This window comes from Bacillus cereus group sp. RP37 (assembly GCF_040459695.1).
Taxonomy (GTDB): Bacteria; Bacillota; Bacilli; order Bacillales; family Bacillaceae_G; genus Bacillus_A.
In genome coordinates, this window is record NZ_JARVHP010000001.1 from 1,169,574 (window position 1) to 1,185,354 (window position 15,781).

A 15,781-nucleotide genomic window follows, 5' to 3' on the forward strand; every position below is an offset into this window, starting at 1 on the left:
TCAAAGTGAAGAGGGGGTTTTTATATTGATAGAAATGAGGGAGATTTGTGAAATTACTAGATTTATTGTCAAAAGGAATTGTAATAGGTGACGGTGCGGTTGGGACGTTATTACATTCACATGGTTTGCAAAGTAGTTTTGAAGAATTGAATATATCTGATCCAGATTTAATTATATCGATTCATAAGCAATATGTAGCTGCTGGGGCAGATGTGATTCAAACAAATACGTACGGAGCAAATGAAGCAAAATTACGTATGTATGGTTTAGAAAATCAAGTTACTGAAATTAATAGAGCGGCAGTAAAACTGGCGAAAGCATCTGTTACCGACAAAAATGCAATTTTAGGAACAATTGGCGGTATGAAACATATCGGAGCTGTTACGACAACTGATATGGAGCGAGAATTTATGTTGTTGGAACAGGCAAGTGCATTATTAGAAGAACAGGTTGATGGACTGCTATTAGAGACTTTCTATGATGAGTTTGAATTACTTCATGCTGTTCAGGTGTTACGAAAACAAACGAATATTCCAATTGTAGCTCAATTAGCGTTACATGAGGCAGGTACGACTCAAAATGGAAATGATGTAAATGAAATATTAAAACAGCTATTAGATTACGGTGCAAATGTTGTTGGATTGAACTGCCAACTAGGGCCACTTCATATGACGGAAGCTTTTAAAATGATATCGATTCCTCAAAATGGCTACTTGTCAGCATATCCAAATGCAGGTCTTCCAAATTATGTGGAGGGACGTTACGTATATGAAGGAAGTCCGGCTTATTTCGAAGCGATGACACCGAAATTTATTGAGCAAGGTATTCGGTTATTGGGTGGTTGTTGTGGCACGACTCCAGAACATATTGAAAGTATGAAACGTGCTACTCTAAATGTTACGCCTGTAATAGAAAAGGATACGATTCAAAGACCAAAAGTAGTTCATACACATGAGAAACGTTCAAAAGCTCATGTCACTTTAGCAGAGAAAGCAAAAAAACAAACGACAGTAGTAGTGGAATTAGATCCACCGAAAACGTTAGATACGCAGCGGTTTTTTGAAGGCGCAAGAGCATTGAAAAGAGCTGGAGCAGATGCTATTACTCTAGCAGATAATTCATTAGCATCGCCTCGCATCTCGAATATGGCAATGGGAGCATTATTAACGAAGCATGATATTCCAGTATTGACGCATTTAACGTGTAGAGATCATAACGTCATCGGACTACAATCTCATTTACTAGGCCTATCAGCGTTAGGTATGGAAGAAGTGTTAGCTTTAACTGGTGATCCAGCACGTGTTGGTGATTTTCCAGGTGCCACTTCTGTATATGATTTGTCCTCTATTGAGCTCATTAAAATGATTAAAGAAATGAATGATGGGCGCTCTATTTTAGGGAAATCAATAGGTCCAGCAACAAGATTTTCAGTGGGAGGTGCGTTTAACCCGCATGTAAGACATTTAAAAGCAGCGGTTAAGCGAATGGAACGGAAAATAGATGCTGGAGCAGAATATTTCTTAACTCAGCCGATTTACGATGTCGCGTTAATGGAAGAAGTGTATGAAGCGACAAAACATTTGGAACAACCGCTTTTTATTGGGATTATGCCATTAATAAGTAAACGGAATGCAGATTTTCTTCATTTTGAGGTGCCAGGAATTACGCTACCTGAAGAAATAAGGGAGAGAATGGATGGACATGAAACGAAAGAGGCAGCAATTGAGGAAGGAATTCGCATTTCACAAGAACTAATTGATGCGGCGATGAAATATTTTAACGGCATTTATCTTATTACACCATTTCTAAAATATGAAATTACAGAACACCTTGTTAAATATGTGAGAGAAAAGCAAGAAGTGAAAGAAGGTATTAATTGATGAAACGTATAGAAGAAAAATTACAAAATAACATCTTAATATTAGATGGTGCAATGGGGACAATGATCCAGCAAGAGGACTTAACTGCGGAAGATTTCGGAGGAGAAGAGTACGAAGGCTGTAATGAATATTTAGTAGAAACAAGGCCTGATGTCATTTTAAAGATTCATAAAGCTTATATTGAAGCTGGTGCGGATATTATTGAAACAAATACATTTGGGGCGACGAATATTGTATTAAATGATTATGAGTTGTCTCATTTAGATGAGGAACTAAATGAGAAAGCAGCACGTTTAGCAAAGCAAGCTGTTATAGAAAGCGGGAAGGAAGTATATGTTGCGGGAGCAATGGGGCCGACAACGAAAGCGATTAGTGTTACTGGTGGTGTGACGTTTGAAGAATTAATTGAAGCCTATACACGGCAGGCAAGAGGATTATTGAATGGAGAAGTTGATGTATTACTCGTTGAGACGAGTCAAGATATGCGTAATGTGAAGGCAGCTTATATTGGAATTCAAGCAGCTTTTGATGAACTAAATACAATTGTTCCTATTATGATTTCGGGAACGATTGAACCGATGGGAACGACTCTGGCTGGGCAAACAATTGAGGCTTTTTACTTATCGATAGAACATATGAAGCCGTTATCGGTTGGGTTAAACTGTGCGACTGGTCCGGAGTTTATGAGAGACCATATTCGTTCACTATCTGATTTATCGGAGTGTTACATTTCTTGTTATCCAAATGCAGGCCTTCCTGATGAAGATGGACATTATCATGAATCTCCATCTTCTCTCGCCGAAAAAGTGAAGCGATTTGCCGAAGAAGGATGGGTTAATATTATCGGTGGTTGTTGTGGCACAACACCAGAACATATAAAAGCAATGAAATCCGCGTTAGCGTCTCTGAAGCCGCGTGAACACCGTGAACGAGATGGACATGGTGTTAGTGGATTAGAGGCACTACAATATGATGATTCTATGAGGCCGTTATTTGTTGGAGAAAGAACAAACGTTATTGGATCACGTAAATTTAAACGATTAGTAGCAGAAGGGAAATTTGAAGAGGCTGCTGAAGTCGCAAGAGCGCAAGTGAAGAAAAATGCTCATATTATTGATATTTGTATGGCAGACCCGGACCGGGATGAAATAGAAGATATGGAAAATTTCTTGGCAGAAGTTACAAAAGTATTAAAAGTACCAATTATGATTGATTCAACAGATGAAAATGTGATGGAGAGAGCTCTTACTTATATTCAAGGAAAAGCTGTTATCAATTCAATTAATTTAGAAGATGGAGAAGAACGATTTAAAAAAGTGACACCTCTTCTCCAAAAATATGGTGCCGCTATTGTTGTAGGAACAATTGATGAAGAAGGTATGGCAGTAAGTGCGGAAAGAAAACTCGAAATTGCGAAAAGAAGTTATGAATTATTGACGACGAAATATGGTATACGCCCGTCAGATATTATTTTTGATGCACTTGTATTTCCTGTAGGTACAGGTGATGAAGAATATATTGGCTCGGCGGCAGCGACGATAGAAGGAATTCGCCTTATTAAAGAAGCATTACCAGAGTGTTTAACGATTTTAGGTGTAAGTAACATATCATTTGGTTTACCACCAGCTGGACGCGAAGTATTAAATTCCGTCTTTTTATATCATGCAACGAAAGCTGGATTAGATTACGCGATTGTGAATACTGAAAAATTAGAGCGCTATGCGTCAATTACGGAAGAAGAAAAACGTCTTGCAGATGCATTGCTTTTTGAAACGACGCAAGAGACGTTAGAAGAATTTACAAATTTTTATCGCGCGGCAAAAAAGAAAGATGTCGTTATCCAAGAAACATTAACTATTGATGAAAGGCTGGCAAATTACATTGTAGAAGGTACGAAACAAGGGCTACAAGAAGATTTAAGCCTCGCACTTACAGAAGGAAGAAAACCTTTGGATATTATTAATGGCCCACTTATGACAGGAATGGATGAGGTGGGAAGATTATTTAATAATAATGAGCTTATCGTTGCTGAAGTATTGCAAAGTGCTGAAAGTATGAAAGCTGCCGTAAGTTATTTAGAGACATATATGGAATCTAGCGATAGTGCGAAAAAAGGGAAAGTATTATTAGCAACTGTGAAAGGTGACGTACATGATATTGGGAAAAACCTCGTTGAAATTATTTTATCGAATAACGGATATGAGATTATTAATTTAGGAATCAATGTTCGCTCGGATCGAATTGTTCAAGAAGTACAAGAGAAGAAGCCTGACATAATTGGTCTTTCTGGTTTACTAGTAAAGTCAGCTCAACAAATGGTAACGACTGCTGAAGATTTACAAGCGGCAAATATTGATATTCCAATCGTTGTAGGCGGGGCAGCGTTAACGAGAAAGTTTACAGATAATCGTATTTCACCATCATATAAAGGACTCGTATGTTATGCGAGTGATGCGATGACGGGGCTCGATATTATTAATAAGCTACAAAAAGAAGAAGAGCGCGAGAAGATGAAACAAGATAAAAAAGAGCGTCATCTTCATATCGTAAAAAAAGAGGAGAAGAAAGTAGAAATTCCAGCAGTAATTGAGCCATTACCGAAGGCTGAGGTTATGATACCTGATTCAACAAAACGAATTGTATTACGAGATGTTCCAGTTGCGCATCTCGCTCCATTTTTAAATAGACAAATGCTACTTGGGCATCACCTTGGATTAAAAGGAAATGTGAAGAAGCTTTTGCAAGAGGGAGATAAAAGAGCACACGAATTAAATGATTTAATAGACGAATTATTGCAGGAAGGACAATCTTGGTTAAAACCGAAAGCAGTGTATCAGTTTTTCCCAGCGCAAAGCGACGGACAAAATATTGTAATATATGATCCAGAAGATCATACGCGTATGATAGAGCGTTTCACATTCCCAAGACAAGGAAAAGCACCATATCGTACTTTAGGTGATTATTTACGACCAATTGGAGATGAGATGGACTATGTTGCTTTCCTATCTGTTACGGTTGGGGAAGGCATTCGGGACATTGCTGAAGAGTGGAAAGCGAAGGGTGATTATTTACGCAGTCATGCCATTCAATCGTTAGCGCTTGAACTAGCAGAAGGACTCGCTGAAAAAACACATATGCTCATTCGTGATCGCTGGGGCATTCCAGATTCACCAGAACTGACGATGGAAGAACGTTTCCGTACGAAATATAGAGGGATACGCGTGTCCTTCGGTTATCCAGCATGTCCAGAACTTGCAGATCAAGAAAAGCTATTTCGCTTAATTCATCCAGAGGAAATAGGTATTTCATTAACGGAAGGATTTATGATGGAGCCAGAAGCATCTGTAACGGCTATGGTATTTTCTCACCCCGAGGCAAGATATTTTAGTGTATTATAATCTAGAAGGGGGAGACGTATGAAGAAAATAGTCTTTACAGGTGGCGGTTCGGCCGGACATGTAACACCTAATTTAGCCATCATTCCACATTTACAAGAACAGAATTGGGATATTTCTTATATTGGTTCTCATCAAGGAATTGAGAAAACGATTATAGAAAAGGAAGGCATTCCGTACTATAGTATCGCCAGCGGAAAGCTACGCCGTTATTTTGACTTGAAAAATATAAAAGATCCTTTTCTTGTAATGAAGGGTGTTATGGATGCGTATGTAAGGATTCGAAAACTAAAACCAGATGTAATTTTTTCAAAAGGTGGTTTCGTATCTGTACCAGTCGTAATTGGAGGGTGGCTAAATCGCGTACCAGTTTTATTACATGAATCCGATATGACGCCAGGACTAGCAAACAAAATTGCGCTCCGTTTTGCTTCGAAAATATTTGTTACATTTGAAGAAGCTGCGAAACATTTACCGAAAGAAAAAGTAATCTATACAGGATCTCCTGTACGTGAAGAAGTGCTAAGGGGAAATCGTGAAAAAGGTTTAGCGTTTTTAGGTTTTTCACGTAAAAAGCCAGTTATTACAATCATGGGAGGAAGTTTGGGCGCAAAGAAAATTAATGAAGCGGTTCGAGAAGCGTTACCAGAACTTCTGAAAAAGTATCAAATTGTTCATCTTTGCGGAAAAGGTAATCTTGATGAAAGTTTACAAAATAAAGAAGGATATAGACAATTTGAATATGTACATGGAGAACTACCAGACATATTGGCGATAACAGATTTTGTTATTTCACGTGCAGGGTCCAATGCCATTTTTGAGTTTTTAACATTGCAAAAGCCGATGGTTTTAATTCCGCTATCGAAATTTGCAAGTCGTGGAGATCAAATACTAAATGCAGAATCATTTGAAAGACAAGGATATGCCTCGGTATTGTATGAAGAAGATGTGACTGTGAATTCTCTTATAAAGCATGTTGAAGAGTTATCTCATAATAATGAGGCGTATAAAACCGCATTAAAAAAATATAATGGAAAAGAAGCGATTAAAACAATCATTCACCATATTTCAGAGGCATGATGAAACAATCATGTCTCTTTTAGTAGGTTGAAAGATTCCAAGAAACGGTGTTTTTATGTTACAATAAAGTGAAACTTTAATCAGTGGGAGGTTTACCCCCACTGATTATTAGTTGAACCAATCGGGCTTTAACGGGCAGTTAATCCCCCACCTAACTTCTTTGTTTTCGCTGAATGTTGAGGTGGGGGGTCTTACTGCCCTCAAATAGCGGGGTAACAAATGGTTAGTAGGGAAATTCCAAGTAATGAAGCGTGAAAATACGAATGGATTAGGAGTGACTGTGTTGGAGCTAAGTCTCTATGAAAATACTGCACTTATTATATGCTTTGTGTTGTACGTTGGTAGTGTTATTGTTTATATTTCAAGGAAATTTTCGCAAGAAAGAGAGCTTGAAAAATCAGAGATAACAGCTGAACTAGAAATGTTAGCTGATGAAAGTTATAAAAAGCAAAAAATAAAAGAAGATCATGAAGCATCCCATCATTTAAACGCAAATAAGTTTTAAAGATGGGGATTTTTTTTTGGATTCGTTTTTTATTATATTTAGCAAGTAACACTAAAACGGAGTTTCCCGTACATCAAGAAGGAGTGTATATAAATGAATTTTTATATCGCCTCGGGATTCAAAAATAAACACCTTGTACGTTCTATAGCAAATGAACTGAAACATGCAGGTTGGCATCATACATATGATTGGACAAGAAATGAAAGGGCAGTGAATCAAAAGCAATTAAGAGAAATTGGTCTGGCAGAAAAGAATGCTATTCAAGAAGCGGATGTCTTTTTACTTATATTAGATGGCGGAAACGGGAGCCATACAGAGTTTGGAATGGCGATTGCGCTAGAGAAAAAGATATATGTATATCATGAAAGAAACCCGCTTCAAACAACGTTCTATCACTTGCCAGAAATAAATATTTTTGAAGGAGATGCAGCTGGATTTGCATCTTATGTTATGAATCATGTGAAATAATAGTAACTACCTAAAAGGTTATAAAAGTGATCTTTTGGGTACAGTGATGATAAGAACCGTATATAAAGGAGTATATAATATGAAATTAGAAAATGGTTGGGAAACGAGTTTTTTAGAAGTTGTACAAAACAGTGAATTTAAGAAAGATGCAATTCTTAGTCAATTGCTTTTTGCGGATGGTGAAGAAGTAGAAGAGCTTGTTGATGATTACGGTTATGAAGAGATTATTGAACGCGAACATGATGATGAGTTAGCAGAAGTTTTAGGTGAAGAACTTTTCGATGAGATGGAACGACACGTATTCTTATCTTCAAAGCCAGAAAAAAAACTTATTTCATTCGTAAATGGATTAGGTTTTCATGTGTTAGATTGGATCGTTCTTCTTGAAACAGAATTTGGCATTGATAGTGCACACTTTACGTCGGACGCTGTGAAAATGTTAGAGAAACGCTTTAGACAATTTCCATACATAGAAGAGAAGACAGTTTTTGATATGACATTTGGAGAAGCAATAGATGCATTAGAATCTGTGACAGGATTACAACTGAAAGAAAAGATGAACGTATAATGTAAAAAAAGAACGTGAGGCTATCACGTTCTTTTTTTACATTATAATAATTTTGTCATTTAGTTTTGTTTGTCCGCTAAGAAGAGCGTTTAAATATTCCACTTTTCTTATACAGGCTTGTATATGTCTTTCAACCTCTTGTAACTCTGCTTGGTGATGCGTTTCAATCGGATGAATTTGTACGTTGAATTTTTCAAATTGACTACTATATGTTATTTCTGCATAGCCGCTCATAATATCGGTTTCGTTATGAAATAAAAATTGCTTCGTTTTGTCACAGAATGATACATCCTGAAAGCCATATACTTTTAATGCTTCAATTACTTTTTTAATCATTTTTGTATTCATTTTTTAACCCTCTTTACGAAGTTCTACTTTTATATTATAACATAAAAAATTACATAGAAAGCGCTTCCAAGTGTATTTTATTATAAACTTTACGTTTCAATCACAAAAATGAAACAAAGAAAAAATAATTGTAAAGAAGGAAGGACTCTTTTATTGTTTCGTCATATATATAGAGAAATAGTGCAATGAAAGGAAATTTTCCGAGGTGGAGATCGTATTTCCAATTTGAGCGCAGTAAAAGAGGTGAAAATCTTGAACTTTGATATTGTAGGACAAAAAGCATATATAAAAGATGGACCGCATCGGAACCGAATTGGAATTGTAAAGAACAGCGAGACAAAATTAGAATCGCAGTTTGCTATTGTAATTGGAGAACAAATCATTGATGTAGAGCTAAAGGATATCGTGCTAGTTGGAGTAGATGTAGGACAATTTCATAAATGGTGCGAACAAAATGGTTATTTGTGAGAAGGACGGGCTGTGAGATAATGAAATATATTTGAGAAAAGAGAATATGTTATTGTATTCTCTTTTTCTATGTGTAAGGGGATGAAGATGAAGTATAAAGAACAAGATTATACATAGTGTTTGAGACAATATGTTATGCCTTGTGTTTAAAAGATAAAGAAGATGGAAAGAAATGAAAAAGGACGCTAACATTTTTGTTAGCGCCCTTTTTTTATTATGAAGCAATTTCACCAGTTTTTGTATCATCTTGATTGTACGTATCTTGATCTAATTCACCAAGCCATTTACTAGAAATAAGACCTGCTGTCATAGAACCACTTACGTTAAGAGCTGTACGACCCATATCGATTAATGGTTCAACTGAGATAACAAGAGCGACAATGCCGATTGGTAAGTTCATTGTAGATAGTACGATTAACGCTGCGAATGTTGCACCACCACCAACACCGGCAACACCAAATGAGCTAATTGCAACGACAGCGATTAAAGTTAAAATAAATTGTGGTTGTAATGGATCAATTCCTACAGTTGGAGCGACCATCATTGCAAGCATTGCTGGATAAATACCTGCGCAACCGTTTTGTCCGATAGATACTCCAAATGATGCTGCGAAGTTTGCAATTCCTTCAGAAATACCAAGTTTTTCTTTTTGTGCTTCAATATTTAATGGCATTGCACCAGCGCTAGAGCGAGATGTGAATGCGAATGTTAATACAGGGAACACCTTTTTCAAATATTGAATTGGATTTAAACCAGATAGAGCAATTAATAATAAGTGAATAACGAACATTACGATAAGTGCCACGTAAGACGCTAACACGAAGTTACCGAGTTTTAAAATAGCATTTATATCGCTACCAGCAACTGTTTTTGCCATAAGAGCTAATACGCCGTATGGAGTAAGACGTAAAATTAATGTTACCATACGCATTACGATTGCATATACAGCATCAAGCATCTTCTTAAATAGTTCTGCTTGTTCTGGATATTTTCGTTTTACACCTATAAAGGCTATACCGATAAATGCTGCAAATATTACAACAGAAATTGTTGATGTTGGACGAGCGCCTGTTAAATCAAGAAACGGATTTGTAGGTAACAGCTCTAATAATTTATCTGGAATTGTAGTTTTCTCAATAGAAGTAAATCTTTCTTCAACTAACTTCAGACGAGCAGATTCTGCATCACCTTGTTGCAGGCCTGTTGCAGATACATCAAATCCTGCACTTGCAGCGATACCGACAGCTGCAGCGATTCCTGTAGTAAGAATTAAAATTCCGATAATAAGACCACTGATTTTACCAAGGTTTTTCGTTAACTGTAATTTTGTAAATGCTGAAATAATAGATACTAAAATAAGTGGCATAACGATCATTTGAAGTAATTTCACATAACCGTTACCGATTAAGCCAAACCAAGTATTTGATTCAATAATTACTTTAGAAGTTGGCTCATAAATAAATTGTAATATAAGACCGAATATAATTCCGACTCCTAAAGCAGTAAATACACGTTTATTAAAAGATACATGCTTACGTTGCATATAATATAATACGCCAACTAAGATGATCATGACTGCAACGTTAATTCCGACAAGCAGTGTATTCATGTTGATTCCCCCTAATTCCAATCTGTTATATAGAATATAAGGTAATAAAACCTATAAGTCAACTAGGAAATTGCGGAATTAAAAAAAGATGGCAAAATGCCATCTTTAATGCCCAGCTCCAGGGACAAGTAAAAACGTCGTGTAGTATGTAAATCCTATGAAGAAAACAGTTAAATATGCCCCGAATACGTATATATACATACGCTCTGTTAATTTTAAATAGCTTAAAAGTACGAAGAATCCTGTTTGTCCTAAAAATAGTAGTGCGGTCGAGTGCATATCCCCTACGTAAAACATAACCGAGAAAATTCCAGTCCAAAAGCCGAGAACGCGAAACATGCGCTCCATGCCATCTCCCTCCTTTTCTAAAAAAAGTAAACCTCTCCTCATTATAGTTTATTTTTCTTACTATTGTAAATATTCGTTCATACAAAAAGAAGCCATTTATAAATGGCTTCTTTTTATACGGAAAATTAAATTGTTAGTTTATAATTACAAGATTTACATCCATCTAGTAGACTATCATTTCGTGTTAATTCCGTGTTAGGGAATAGGATTTCAAAAATCCCTTTCATCATATCTCCGTGCATATTGCAAATTTCAGTTGGGTGATGAACAGCAACTTCTTTAAATGGACAATTGTGTACATCATAGAAAATTTTTGTTCCGTCTGCACTTAATTCAAATGCTGGTGATAAGCCAGCTGTCGAAAAGGCTTCTTTTGCAATTTGAATTTTTTGCTCTACTGTTAAAGCATCTTCACTCACATGTAAACGCTGCATATGTTGTTGCATTAATTCAGCCCCAAATTGTTTTCCTGTTTCGTATAGCGCTTTTTCACCAGCAGCGCCAAGGCTAAGTAAAGAATTAAATGCTATTCTTGCTAACAATTGATAATCACGGAATGGAAATTGCAATTGGATAACATCTTCAGATAATACATATAATCTGCTTGGTCTTCCGCCTTTTCCAGTTTTCTTTGTTTCCGATTTCAGCATATGAACATCTTCTAATTTAGATAAATGCAAACGTGCTACGTTTGGATGAATGTCAAACTCATCTGCAATTTCTTGTACAGTTACGTAACTATGTTTTTGAGAAATATATTTATAAATGTAATAACGAGTTGGGTCAGCTAAAACACCTGTAATTTTTAAAGCTTGTTCCATGAGGATCTCCACCTTTATCACTTTATCCAAGATAATAACATTATAATACAGATAAACTTCCATATAGGTAATTTCAGACAATAATTCGGAAATTGTTCATAATTTCACAAACATATTTTGCCTTTTCCCTCTGGTGAAAATACAAAAGTTCCAATTTTTCTTATGTGTTTTTTCGTGCTATATACATAGTGGGGAGGGAAAAATGATGAATGGAATTGAAAGTTTTGCGAATATGATTTTGAAAGAAGCATGTAGGGTACAAGCATCGGATTTACATATTGTACCCCGGCAGAAGGATGTAGTGGTTCAACTGCGTATAGGGAAAGATTTAATGACGAAACAATACATTGAAAAGGAATTTGGAGAAAAACTTGTTTCACACTTTAAATTTTTAGCATCCATGGATATAGGGGAGAGGCGGAAGCCGCAAAATGGTTCACTGTATTTACAAATGGATGGACAAGAAGTGTATTTACGCCTTTCCACGCTTCCAACCGTATACCAAGAAAGTCTCGTTATTCGCCTTCATTTACAAGCATCTATTCAGCCGTTATCTCATCTTTCATTATTTCCAAGTACAGCGAAAAAACTACTCTCTTTTTTACAGTATTCACATGGGTTACTCGTATTTACTGGACCGACAGGTTCTGGAAAGACAACAACAATGTATGCATTATTAGAGGTAATTAGAAAAAAGAAAACACGTCGCATCGTTACACTGGAAGATCCAGTTGAAAAAAGAAAGGAAGATGTATTACAAATTCAAATAAATGAAAAAGCAGGTATCACATATGAGGCGGGACTGAAGGCTATTTTACGTCATGATCCCGATATTATTTTAGTCGGTGAAATTCGTGATGAAGAAACAGCGAAAATAGCTATAAGAGCAAGTTTGACTGGACATTTAGTAATGACGACACTTCATACTAAGGATGCGAAAGGGGCGATACTCCGATTTATGGATTTTGGCATAACGAGGCAAGAGATTGAACAATCTTTATTGGCTATAGCTGCACAGCGACTTGTCGAATTGAAGTGTCCGTTTTGCAAAAGAAAGTGCTCAACTTTATGTAAATCAATGAGGCAGGTAAGACAAGCGAGTATTTATGAGTTGTTATATGAATATGAGTTAAAACAAGCGATTAAAGAAGCAAACGGGGAATGTGTCACATACAAGCATGAAACATTAGAATCTTCGATACGAAAAGGATACGCTTTAGGATTTATAGAAGAGGATGTTTATGTTTAAGAAAATATGGAGTTTAAGTGATCAAGTGGTATTACTGAAACGATTAGGAGAACTGTTAGAAAAAGGATACTCCCTTTTACAGGCATTAGAATTTTTACGGTTTCAATTACCTTTAGAAAAGAAAGTACAATTGCAGCGCATGATTGATGGATTAAAAGATGGAAAAAGTCTACACGATTCTTTTCATCAATTAATGTTTCATCAGGAGATGTTAAGCTACTTATTTTATGCCGAGCAACATGGTGATATTTCTTTTGCGTTGCAACAAGGGAGCGCACTTCTTTATAAAAAGGTTAAGTATAGGAAAGATATGATGAAAATAATGCAGTATCCTATGTTTTTGGCGTTCTTTTTAATAATCATGATTTTTGTTTTTAACCGCATTTTATTACCGCAGGTTGACATGGTATATAGTTCGTTTGGTTCTACAGCACCGTTACTTACAGAACAAATACTAAGTACAATTAAGCTACTACCCTACCTGATGTTTAGTACTATTTTTATCTTTATGATTGGATGTAGTTTATATATGTTTTACTTTCGGAAACTCCCACATATGCAACAGGTAAAAATTATGCTTCGTATTCCCCTCATAAAAACATTTCTTATTATAAAGCATTCGCATTATTTCGCCACTCAATTGAGCGGTTTATTACACGGCGGACTATCAGTACTTGAGGCTCTAACAATAATGATGGAGCAAAAATATCATCCGTTCTTTCAATATGAAGCGGGACGAATTGAACGCCAATTAATTGCGGGAGAACCGTTGCAATCTATTATTGCTAAAAGTGGATATTATGAGAAAGAACTTTCTTATATTATTACGCATGGACAAGCAAACGGTAATTTGGCGATTGAATTAGGTGACTATAGCGATCTTATTATGGAAAAGATGGAACAAAAAATTAAGCGTATGTTAGTGATCATTCAACCGATTTTATTTACGTGTATTGGAGGGATAGTTGTTCTTATGTATTTAGCGATGATTATGCCAATGTTTCAAATGATGAATTCTATTTAGGAGGTATTTTCATGCAGAATGAGGAGGGGTTTACCCTTTTAGAAATGTTATTAGTTATGGTCGTCATAACTGTATTATTACTATTAATTATTCCAAATGTAGTTACACAGCGTTCATCCGTCGAAGGAAAAGGATGTAAAGCCTATGTAAAATCTATAGAAGCGCAAATACAAGTATACCAATTGCAACATAATAAAATTCCCTCGCTAAAAGAGCTAAGTGATGAAAAATATATTACATCTGATAAGTGTCCGAATGGTGAATCCATTCATATTTCAAATGATGGCACAGTATCAAGTGGGAAACTGTGAAACAACAAGGTTTTACTCTTTTAGAAATGCTACTCGTTCTATTTGCAATTTCTATACTAAGTATGGTCACGTATTTTAACGTACATTCATTATATGAAAAACAAAAAATTGAACAATTTTTGAGACAGTTTTCAAATGATATTTTGTATATGCAACAATTAGCGATAAACCGTCAAAAACATTATACATTACGATGGCATAAAGATAGGCATATGTATTATATAGGGGATTCGAGTACGAATCTTTCTATCATTAAAAGAGAATATGATAGCGATGTACAAATTGATTTGAATACTTTTCCTAATCCAATGACATATAATCCGAGTGGAAATATTAATAGAGGTGGAACAATTTTACTCTCGTATCGAAGTTATAAATATGAGGTTGTATTTCAGCTTGGAAGAGGGAGATTTACGTATCGTGAAATGTCAAAAAGGGTCAGTGATGGCTGAAATGCTTGTAGCATTAAGTATATTAATGATGGCGGTATCTTTACTACTTCCGCAAACAGTATTGATTATGCAAGAACGAAAAAACATACAAATTCGTTATAAGGCATTTGTATTATTAAAAAGAGAAGCAGCTTTATATATGTATGAGAATGAGACAAAGCAACAGAAAGAAAAAGTCATAAACGGAAATGTATATTACACATATTGGGGAGGAAATGAAGTTTGTGCTATGTGGAAAGATGTGAAAGGAAGAATGATGGAACAATGCTTTTATGCAGGAGAAAAAATAAATTAGAAGTTGGATTTACATTAATAGAAATGATCGTATGTTTTTTTCTGTTATCACTGTTCTTTTTACTCTTGCCACGTTTACATTTTATTGGAATAGAAAACAACCAATCAAAAGGATTAAATAATTGGGAATGGGATGTGTTTTTAGGACAAGTACAGTTAGAGTTTCGTGAAGTATCATTTGTAGAAAAAATAGTCCCTGAGAATAAAGGTAGTCTTTTGCGCTTTCGCCTTCGCACTGGAGATGAAGTGACGTATGAAAAATTGAATAATCATCTTATAAGAAAAGTGAATATGCGCGGAAGAGAAGTTATATTACAAAATGTTGAAATGGTTTCGTATGAAGTAACACCTCATTTGCTCTTTATAAATGTGAAAGATAGGAGCGGGAAAATATATGAAGGTGTAGCTGTAAGGTATAGTGGTATGGAAATAAATGTATGAGGAAACAAGGTGGATTTACGATGCCAGGAACAATCATTTTTCTTGTATTATTAACTTCGTTCTTTGTATACGAAACAAATATGTTGCTTATAGATAAAAAATTTTATATTGAAATAGAGCAAAAGTTTGTACTGGAGGAACTACTAAATCGATCTATTACAAATATAAAACAGGACTTACAGCAAAAAGAAAAGGAAGATACTTTTTTCTTTCAATATGAAAAGGGCGAAGCAAGTGGAAATTATGTCTTTGAAAACGATGTTATTCTCGTTTCGTTGCAGTGCAAAATAAAACAAGAAGTTTTTTATAAAGTAAGCTTTCGGTATAGAAAAAAGGATGAGAAAATATTCGATTGGATAGAAGGATAGTATGTAAAATATATGGATAAAAAACCATGATTTCTCATTTGAAAATAGGCTATTTTTTTAAGAAAATGGATAAATAAAACGATTAAAAGTTTAAATTTTCTCAAAAAAGAGAAAGGTAGAAAGAATATGATATATTCATGCTATCCAAACAT

The 15,781-nt window shown here is 35.5% G+C and carries 18 protein-coding genes; 14 read left to right on the top strand and 4 right to left on the bottom strand.

Features of this window, described 5'->3' with window-relative positions:
* Positions 1-47: 47 nt before the first annotated feature.
* The 6 genes from QCI44_RS06190 (at position 48) to QCI44_RS06215 (ending at position 7,896) form a co-directional block, all read left to right on the top strand.
* Entirely contained in the window at positions 48-1,880 is a 1,833-nt protein-coding gene (locus QCI44_RS06190; RefSeq protein ID WP_016086279.1) for a bifunctional homocysteine S-methyltransferase/methylenetetrahydrofolate reductase, read from the top strand.
* Positions 1,880-5,278 carry a methionine synthase gene (gene metH, locus QCI44_RS06195; protein ID WP_016086280.1) on the top strand — a complete coding sequence of 1,133 codons (3,399 nt, stop codon included), beginning with the start codon at positions 1,880-1,882 and terminating at the stop codon, positions 5,276-5,278. The genes QCI44_RS06190 and metH overlap by 1 nt, the downstream gene beginning before the upstream one ends.
* An 18-nt stretch (positions 5,279-5,296) precedes the next feature.
* Positions 5,297-6,355: an undecaprenyldiphospho-muramoylpentapeptide beta-N-acetylglucosaminyltransferase gene (gene murG, locus QCI44_RS06200; RefSeq protein WP_016086281.1), complete on the top strand. Its 1,059-nt coding sequence runs from the start codon at positions 5,297-5,299 to the stop codon at positions 6,353-6,355.
* A 244-nt stretch (positions 6,356-6,599) separates the two neighbouring features.
* A complete protein-coding gene (locus tag QCI44_RS06205; RefSeq protein WP_000817964.1) occupies positions 6,600-6,860 on the top strand; it encodes a DUF3966 domain-containing protein in 261 nt (86 codons plus the stop codon).
* A 93-nt stretch (positions 6,861-6,953) separates the two neighbouring features.
* Positions 6,954-7,328 (top strand): nucleoside 2-deoxyribosyltransferase, encoded by a 375-nt coding sequence (locus tag QCI44_RS06210; protein WP_016086282.1) that lies wholly within the window; start codon positions 6,954-6,956, stop codon positions 7,326-7,328.
* 79 nt (positions 7,329-7,407) lie between these two features.
* Positions 7,408-7,896, top strand: coding sequence for a hypothetical protein (locus QCI44_RS06215; protein ID WP_016086283.1), 489 nt, complete (start codon positions 7,408-7,410; stop codon positions 7,894-7,896).
* A 36-nt stretch (positions 7,897-7,932) separates the two neighbouring features.
* Here QCI44_RS06215 and QCI44_RS06220 read toward each other — a convergent pair whose 3' ends face one another.
* Positions 7,933-8,244: a hypothetical protein gene (locus QCI44_RS06220; protein WP_016086284.1), complete on the bottom strand. Its 312-nt coding sequence runs from the start codon at positions 8,242-8,244 to the stop codon at positions 7,933-7,935.
* Between the two features lie 252 nt (positions 8,245-8,496).
* Between QCI44_RS06220 and QCI44_RS06225 the strand changes: the two genes are divergently transcribed.
* A complete protein-coding gene (locus tag QCI44_RS06225; RefSeq protein ID WP_001008334.1) occupies positions 8,497-8,712 on the top strand; it encodes a DUF3912 family protein in 216 nt (71 codons plus the stop codon).
* Between the two features lie 214 nt (positions 8,713-8,926).
* Here the strand turns inward: QCI44_RS06225 and QCI44_RS06230 are convergent, their stop codons facing one another.
* The 3 genes from QCI44_RS06230 to QCI44_RS06240 all read right to left on the bottom strand — a co-directional run bounded on the left by QCI44_RS06230 (position 8,927) and on the right by QCI44_RS06240 (position 11,490).
* Entirely contained in the window at positions 8,927-10,321 is a 1,395-nt protein-coding gene (locus QCI44_RS06230; RefSeq protein WP_016086285.1) for an L-cystine transporter, read from the bottom strand.
* 105 nt (positions 10,322-10,426) lie between these two features.
* Complete coding sequence (locus QCI44_RS06235; RefSeq protein ID WP_000440713.1) at positions 10,427-10,669, bottom strand: DUF2626 domain-containing protein; 243 nt, start codon at positions 10,667-10,669, stop codon at positions 10,427-10,429.
* Positions 10,670-10,794: 125 nt separating this feature from the next.
* Positions 10,795-11,490, bottom strand: a complete 696-nt coding sequence (locus QCI44_RS06240) for a helix-turn-helix transcriptional regulator (RefSeq protein WP_016086286.1) — start codon at positions 11,488-11,490, stop codon at positions 10,795-10,797.
* Between the two features lie 205 nt (positions 11,491-11,695).
* Here QCI44_RS06240 and comGA point away from each other — a divergent pair, with 205 nt between their 5' ends.
* The 7 genes from comGA to comGG are packed head-to-tail and all read left to right on the top strand — an operon-like array spanning position 11,696 to position 15,629.
* Positions 11,696-12,739, top strand: coding sequence for a competence protein ComGA (comGA, locus tag QCI44_RS06245; RefSeq protein ID WP_033659772.1), 1,044 nt, complete (start codon positions 11,696-11,698; stop codon positions 12,737-12,739).
* Positions 12,732-13,763, top strand: a complete 1,032-nt coding sequence (gene comGB, locus QCI44_RS06250) for a competence type IV pilus assembly protein ComGB (RefSeq protein WP_016086288.1) — start codon at positions 12,732-12,734, stop codon at positions 13,761-13,763. Before comGA ends, comGB begins: the two co-directional genes overlap by 8 nt.
* An 11-nt stretch (positions 13,764-13,774) precedes the next feature.
* Positions 13,775-14,074 carry a comG operon protein ComGC gene (gene comGC / locus QCI44_RS06255; RefSeq protein WP_016086289.1) on the top strand — a complete coding sequence of 100 codons (300 nt, stop codon included), beginning with the start codon at positions 13,775-13,777 and terminating at the stop codon, positions 14,072-14,074.
* Positions 14,071-14,526 carry a comG operon protein ComGD gene (comGD, locus tag QCI44_RS06260; RefSeq protein ID WP_016086290.1) on the top strand — a complete coding sequence of 152 codons (456 nt, stop codon included), beginning with the start codon at positions 14,071-14,073 and terminating at the stop codon, positions 14,524-14,526. Before comGC ends, comGD begins: the two co-directional genes overlap by 4 nt.
* The gene (gene comGE, locus QCI44_RS06265) at positions 14,519-14,821 is read left to right on the top strand and encodes a competence type IV pilus minor pilin ComGE (protein ID WP_033659770.1); all 303 of its coding nucleotides are present in this window, start codon (positions 14,519-14,521) and stop codon (positions 14,819-14,821) included. Before comGD ends, comGE begins: the two co-directional genes overlap by 8 nt.
* A complete protein-coding gene (gene comGF, locus QCI44_RS06270; RefSeq protein ID WP_016086292.1) occupies positions 14,791-15,261 on the top strand; it encodes a competence type IV pilus minor pilin ComGF in 471 nt (156 codons plus the stop codon). The genes comGE and comGF overlap by 31 nt, the downstream gene beginning before the upstream one ends.
* Positions 15,258-15,629 carry a competence type IV pilus minor pilin ComGG gene (gene comGG / locus QCI44_RS06275; RefSeq protein WP_033659769.1) on the top strand — a complete coding sequence of 124 codons (372 nt, stop codon included), beginning with the start codon at positions 15,258-15,260 and terminating at the stop codon, positions 15,627-15,629. The genes comGF and comGG overlap by 4 nt, the downstream gene beginning before the upstream one ends.
* Positions 15,630-15,781: the final 152 nt, after the last annotated feature.

What these genes read in the sequence shown, in the direction of transcription:
- metH (WP_016086280.1), top strand. Translation starts at nt 1,880, where the DNA reads ATGAAACGTATAGAAGAAAAATTACAAAATAACATCTTAATATTAGAT.
- murG (WP_016086281.1), top strand. Translation starts at nt 5,297, where the DNA reads ATGAAGAAAATAGTCTTTACAGGTGGCGGTTCGGCCGGACATGTAACA.
- QCI44_RS06205 (WP_000817964.1), top strand. Translation starts at nt 6,600, where the DNA reads ATGAAGCGTGAAAATACGAATGGATTAGGAGTGACTGTGTTGGAGCTA.
- QCI44_RS06210 (WP_016086282.1), top strand. Translation starts at nt 6,954, where the DNA reads ATGAATTTTTATATCGCCTCGGGATTCAAAAATAAACACCTTGTACGT.
- QCI44_RS06215 (WP_016086283.1), top strand. Translation starts at nt 7,408, where the DNA reads ATGAAATTAGAAAATGGTTGGGAAACGAGTTTTTTAGAAGTTGTACAA.
- QCI44_RS06220 (WP_016086284.1), bottom strand. Translation starts at nt 8,244, where the DNA reads ATGAATACAAAAATGATTAAAAAAGTAATTGAAGCATTAAAAGTATAT.
- QCI44_RS06230 (WP_016086285.1), bottom strand. Translation starts at nt 10,321, where the DNA reads ATGAATACACTGCTTGTCGGAATTAACGTTGCAGTCATGATCATCTTA.
- QCI44_RS06235 (WP_000440713.1), bottom strand. Translation starts at nt 10,669, where the DNA reads ATGGAGCGCATGTTTCGCGTTCTCGGCTTTTGGACTGGAATTTTCTCG.
- QCI44_RS06240 (WP_016086286.1), bottom strand. Translation starts at nt 11,490, where the DNA reads ATGGAACAAGCTTTAAAAATTACAGGTGTTTTAGCTGACCCAACTCGT.
- comGA (WP_033659772.1), top strand. Translation starts at nt 11,696, where the DNA reads ATGAATGGAATTGAAAGTTTTGCGAATATGATTTTGAAAGAAGCATGT.
- comGB (WP_016086288.1), top strand. Translation starts at nt 12,732, where the DNA reads ATGTTTAAGAAAATATGGAGTTTAAGTGATCAAGTGGTATTACTGAAA.
- comGC (WP_016086289.1), top strand. Translation starts at nt 13,775, where the DNA reads ATGCAGAATGAGGAGGGGTTTACCCTTTTAGAAATGTTATTAGTTATG.
- comGE (WP_033659770.1), top strand. Translation starts at nt 14,519, where the DNA reads ATGGCTGAAATGCTTGTAGCATTAAGTATATTAATGATGGCGGTATCT.
- comGF (WP_016086292.1), top strand. Translation starts at nt 14,791, where the DNA reads ATGCTTTTATGCAGGAGAAAAAATAAATTAGAAGTTGGATTTACATTA.
- comGG (WP_033659769.1), top strand. Translation starts at nt 15,258, where the DNA reads ATGAGGAAACAAGGTGGATTTACGATGCCAGGAACAATCATTTTTCTT.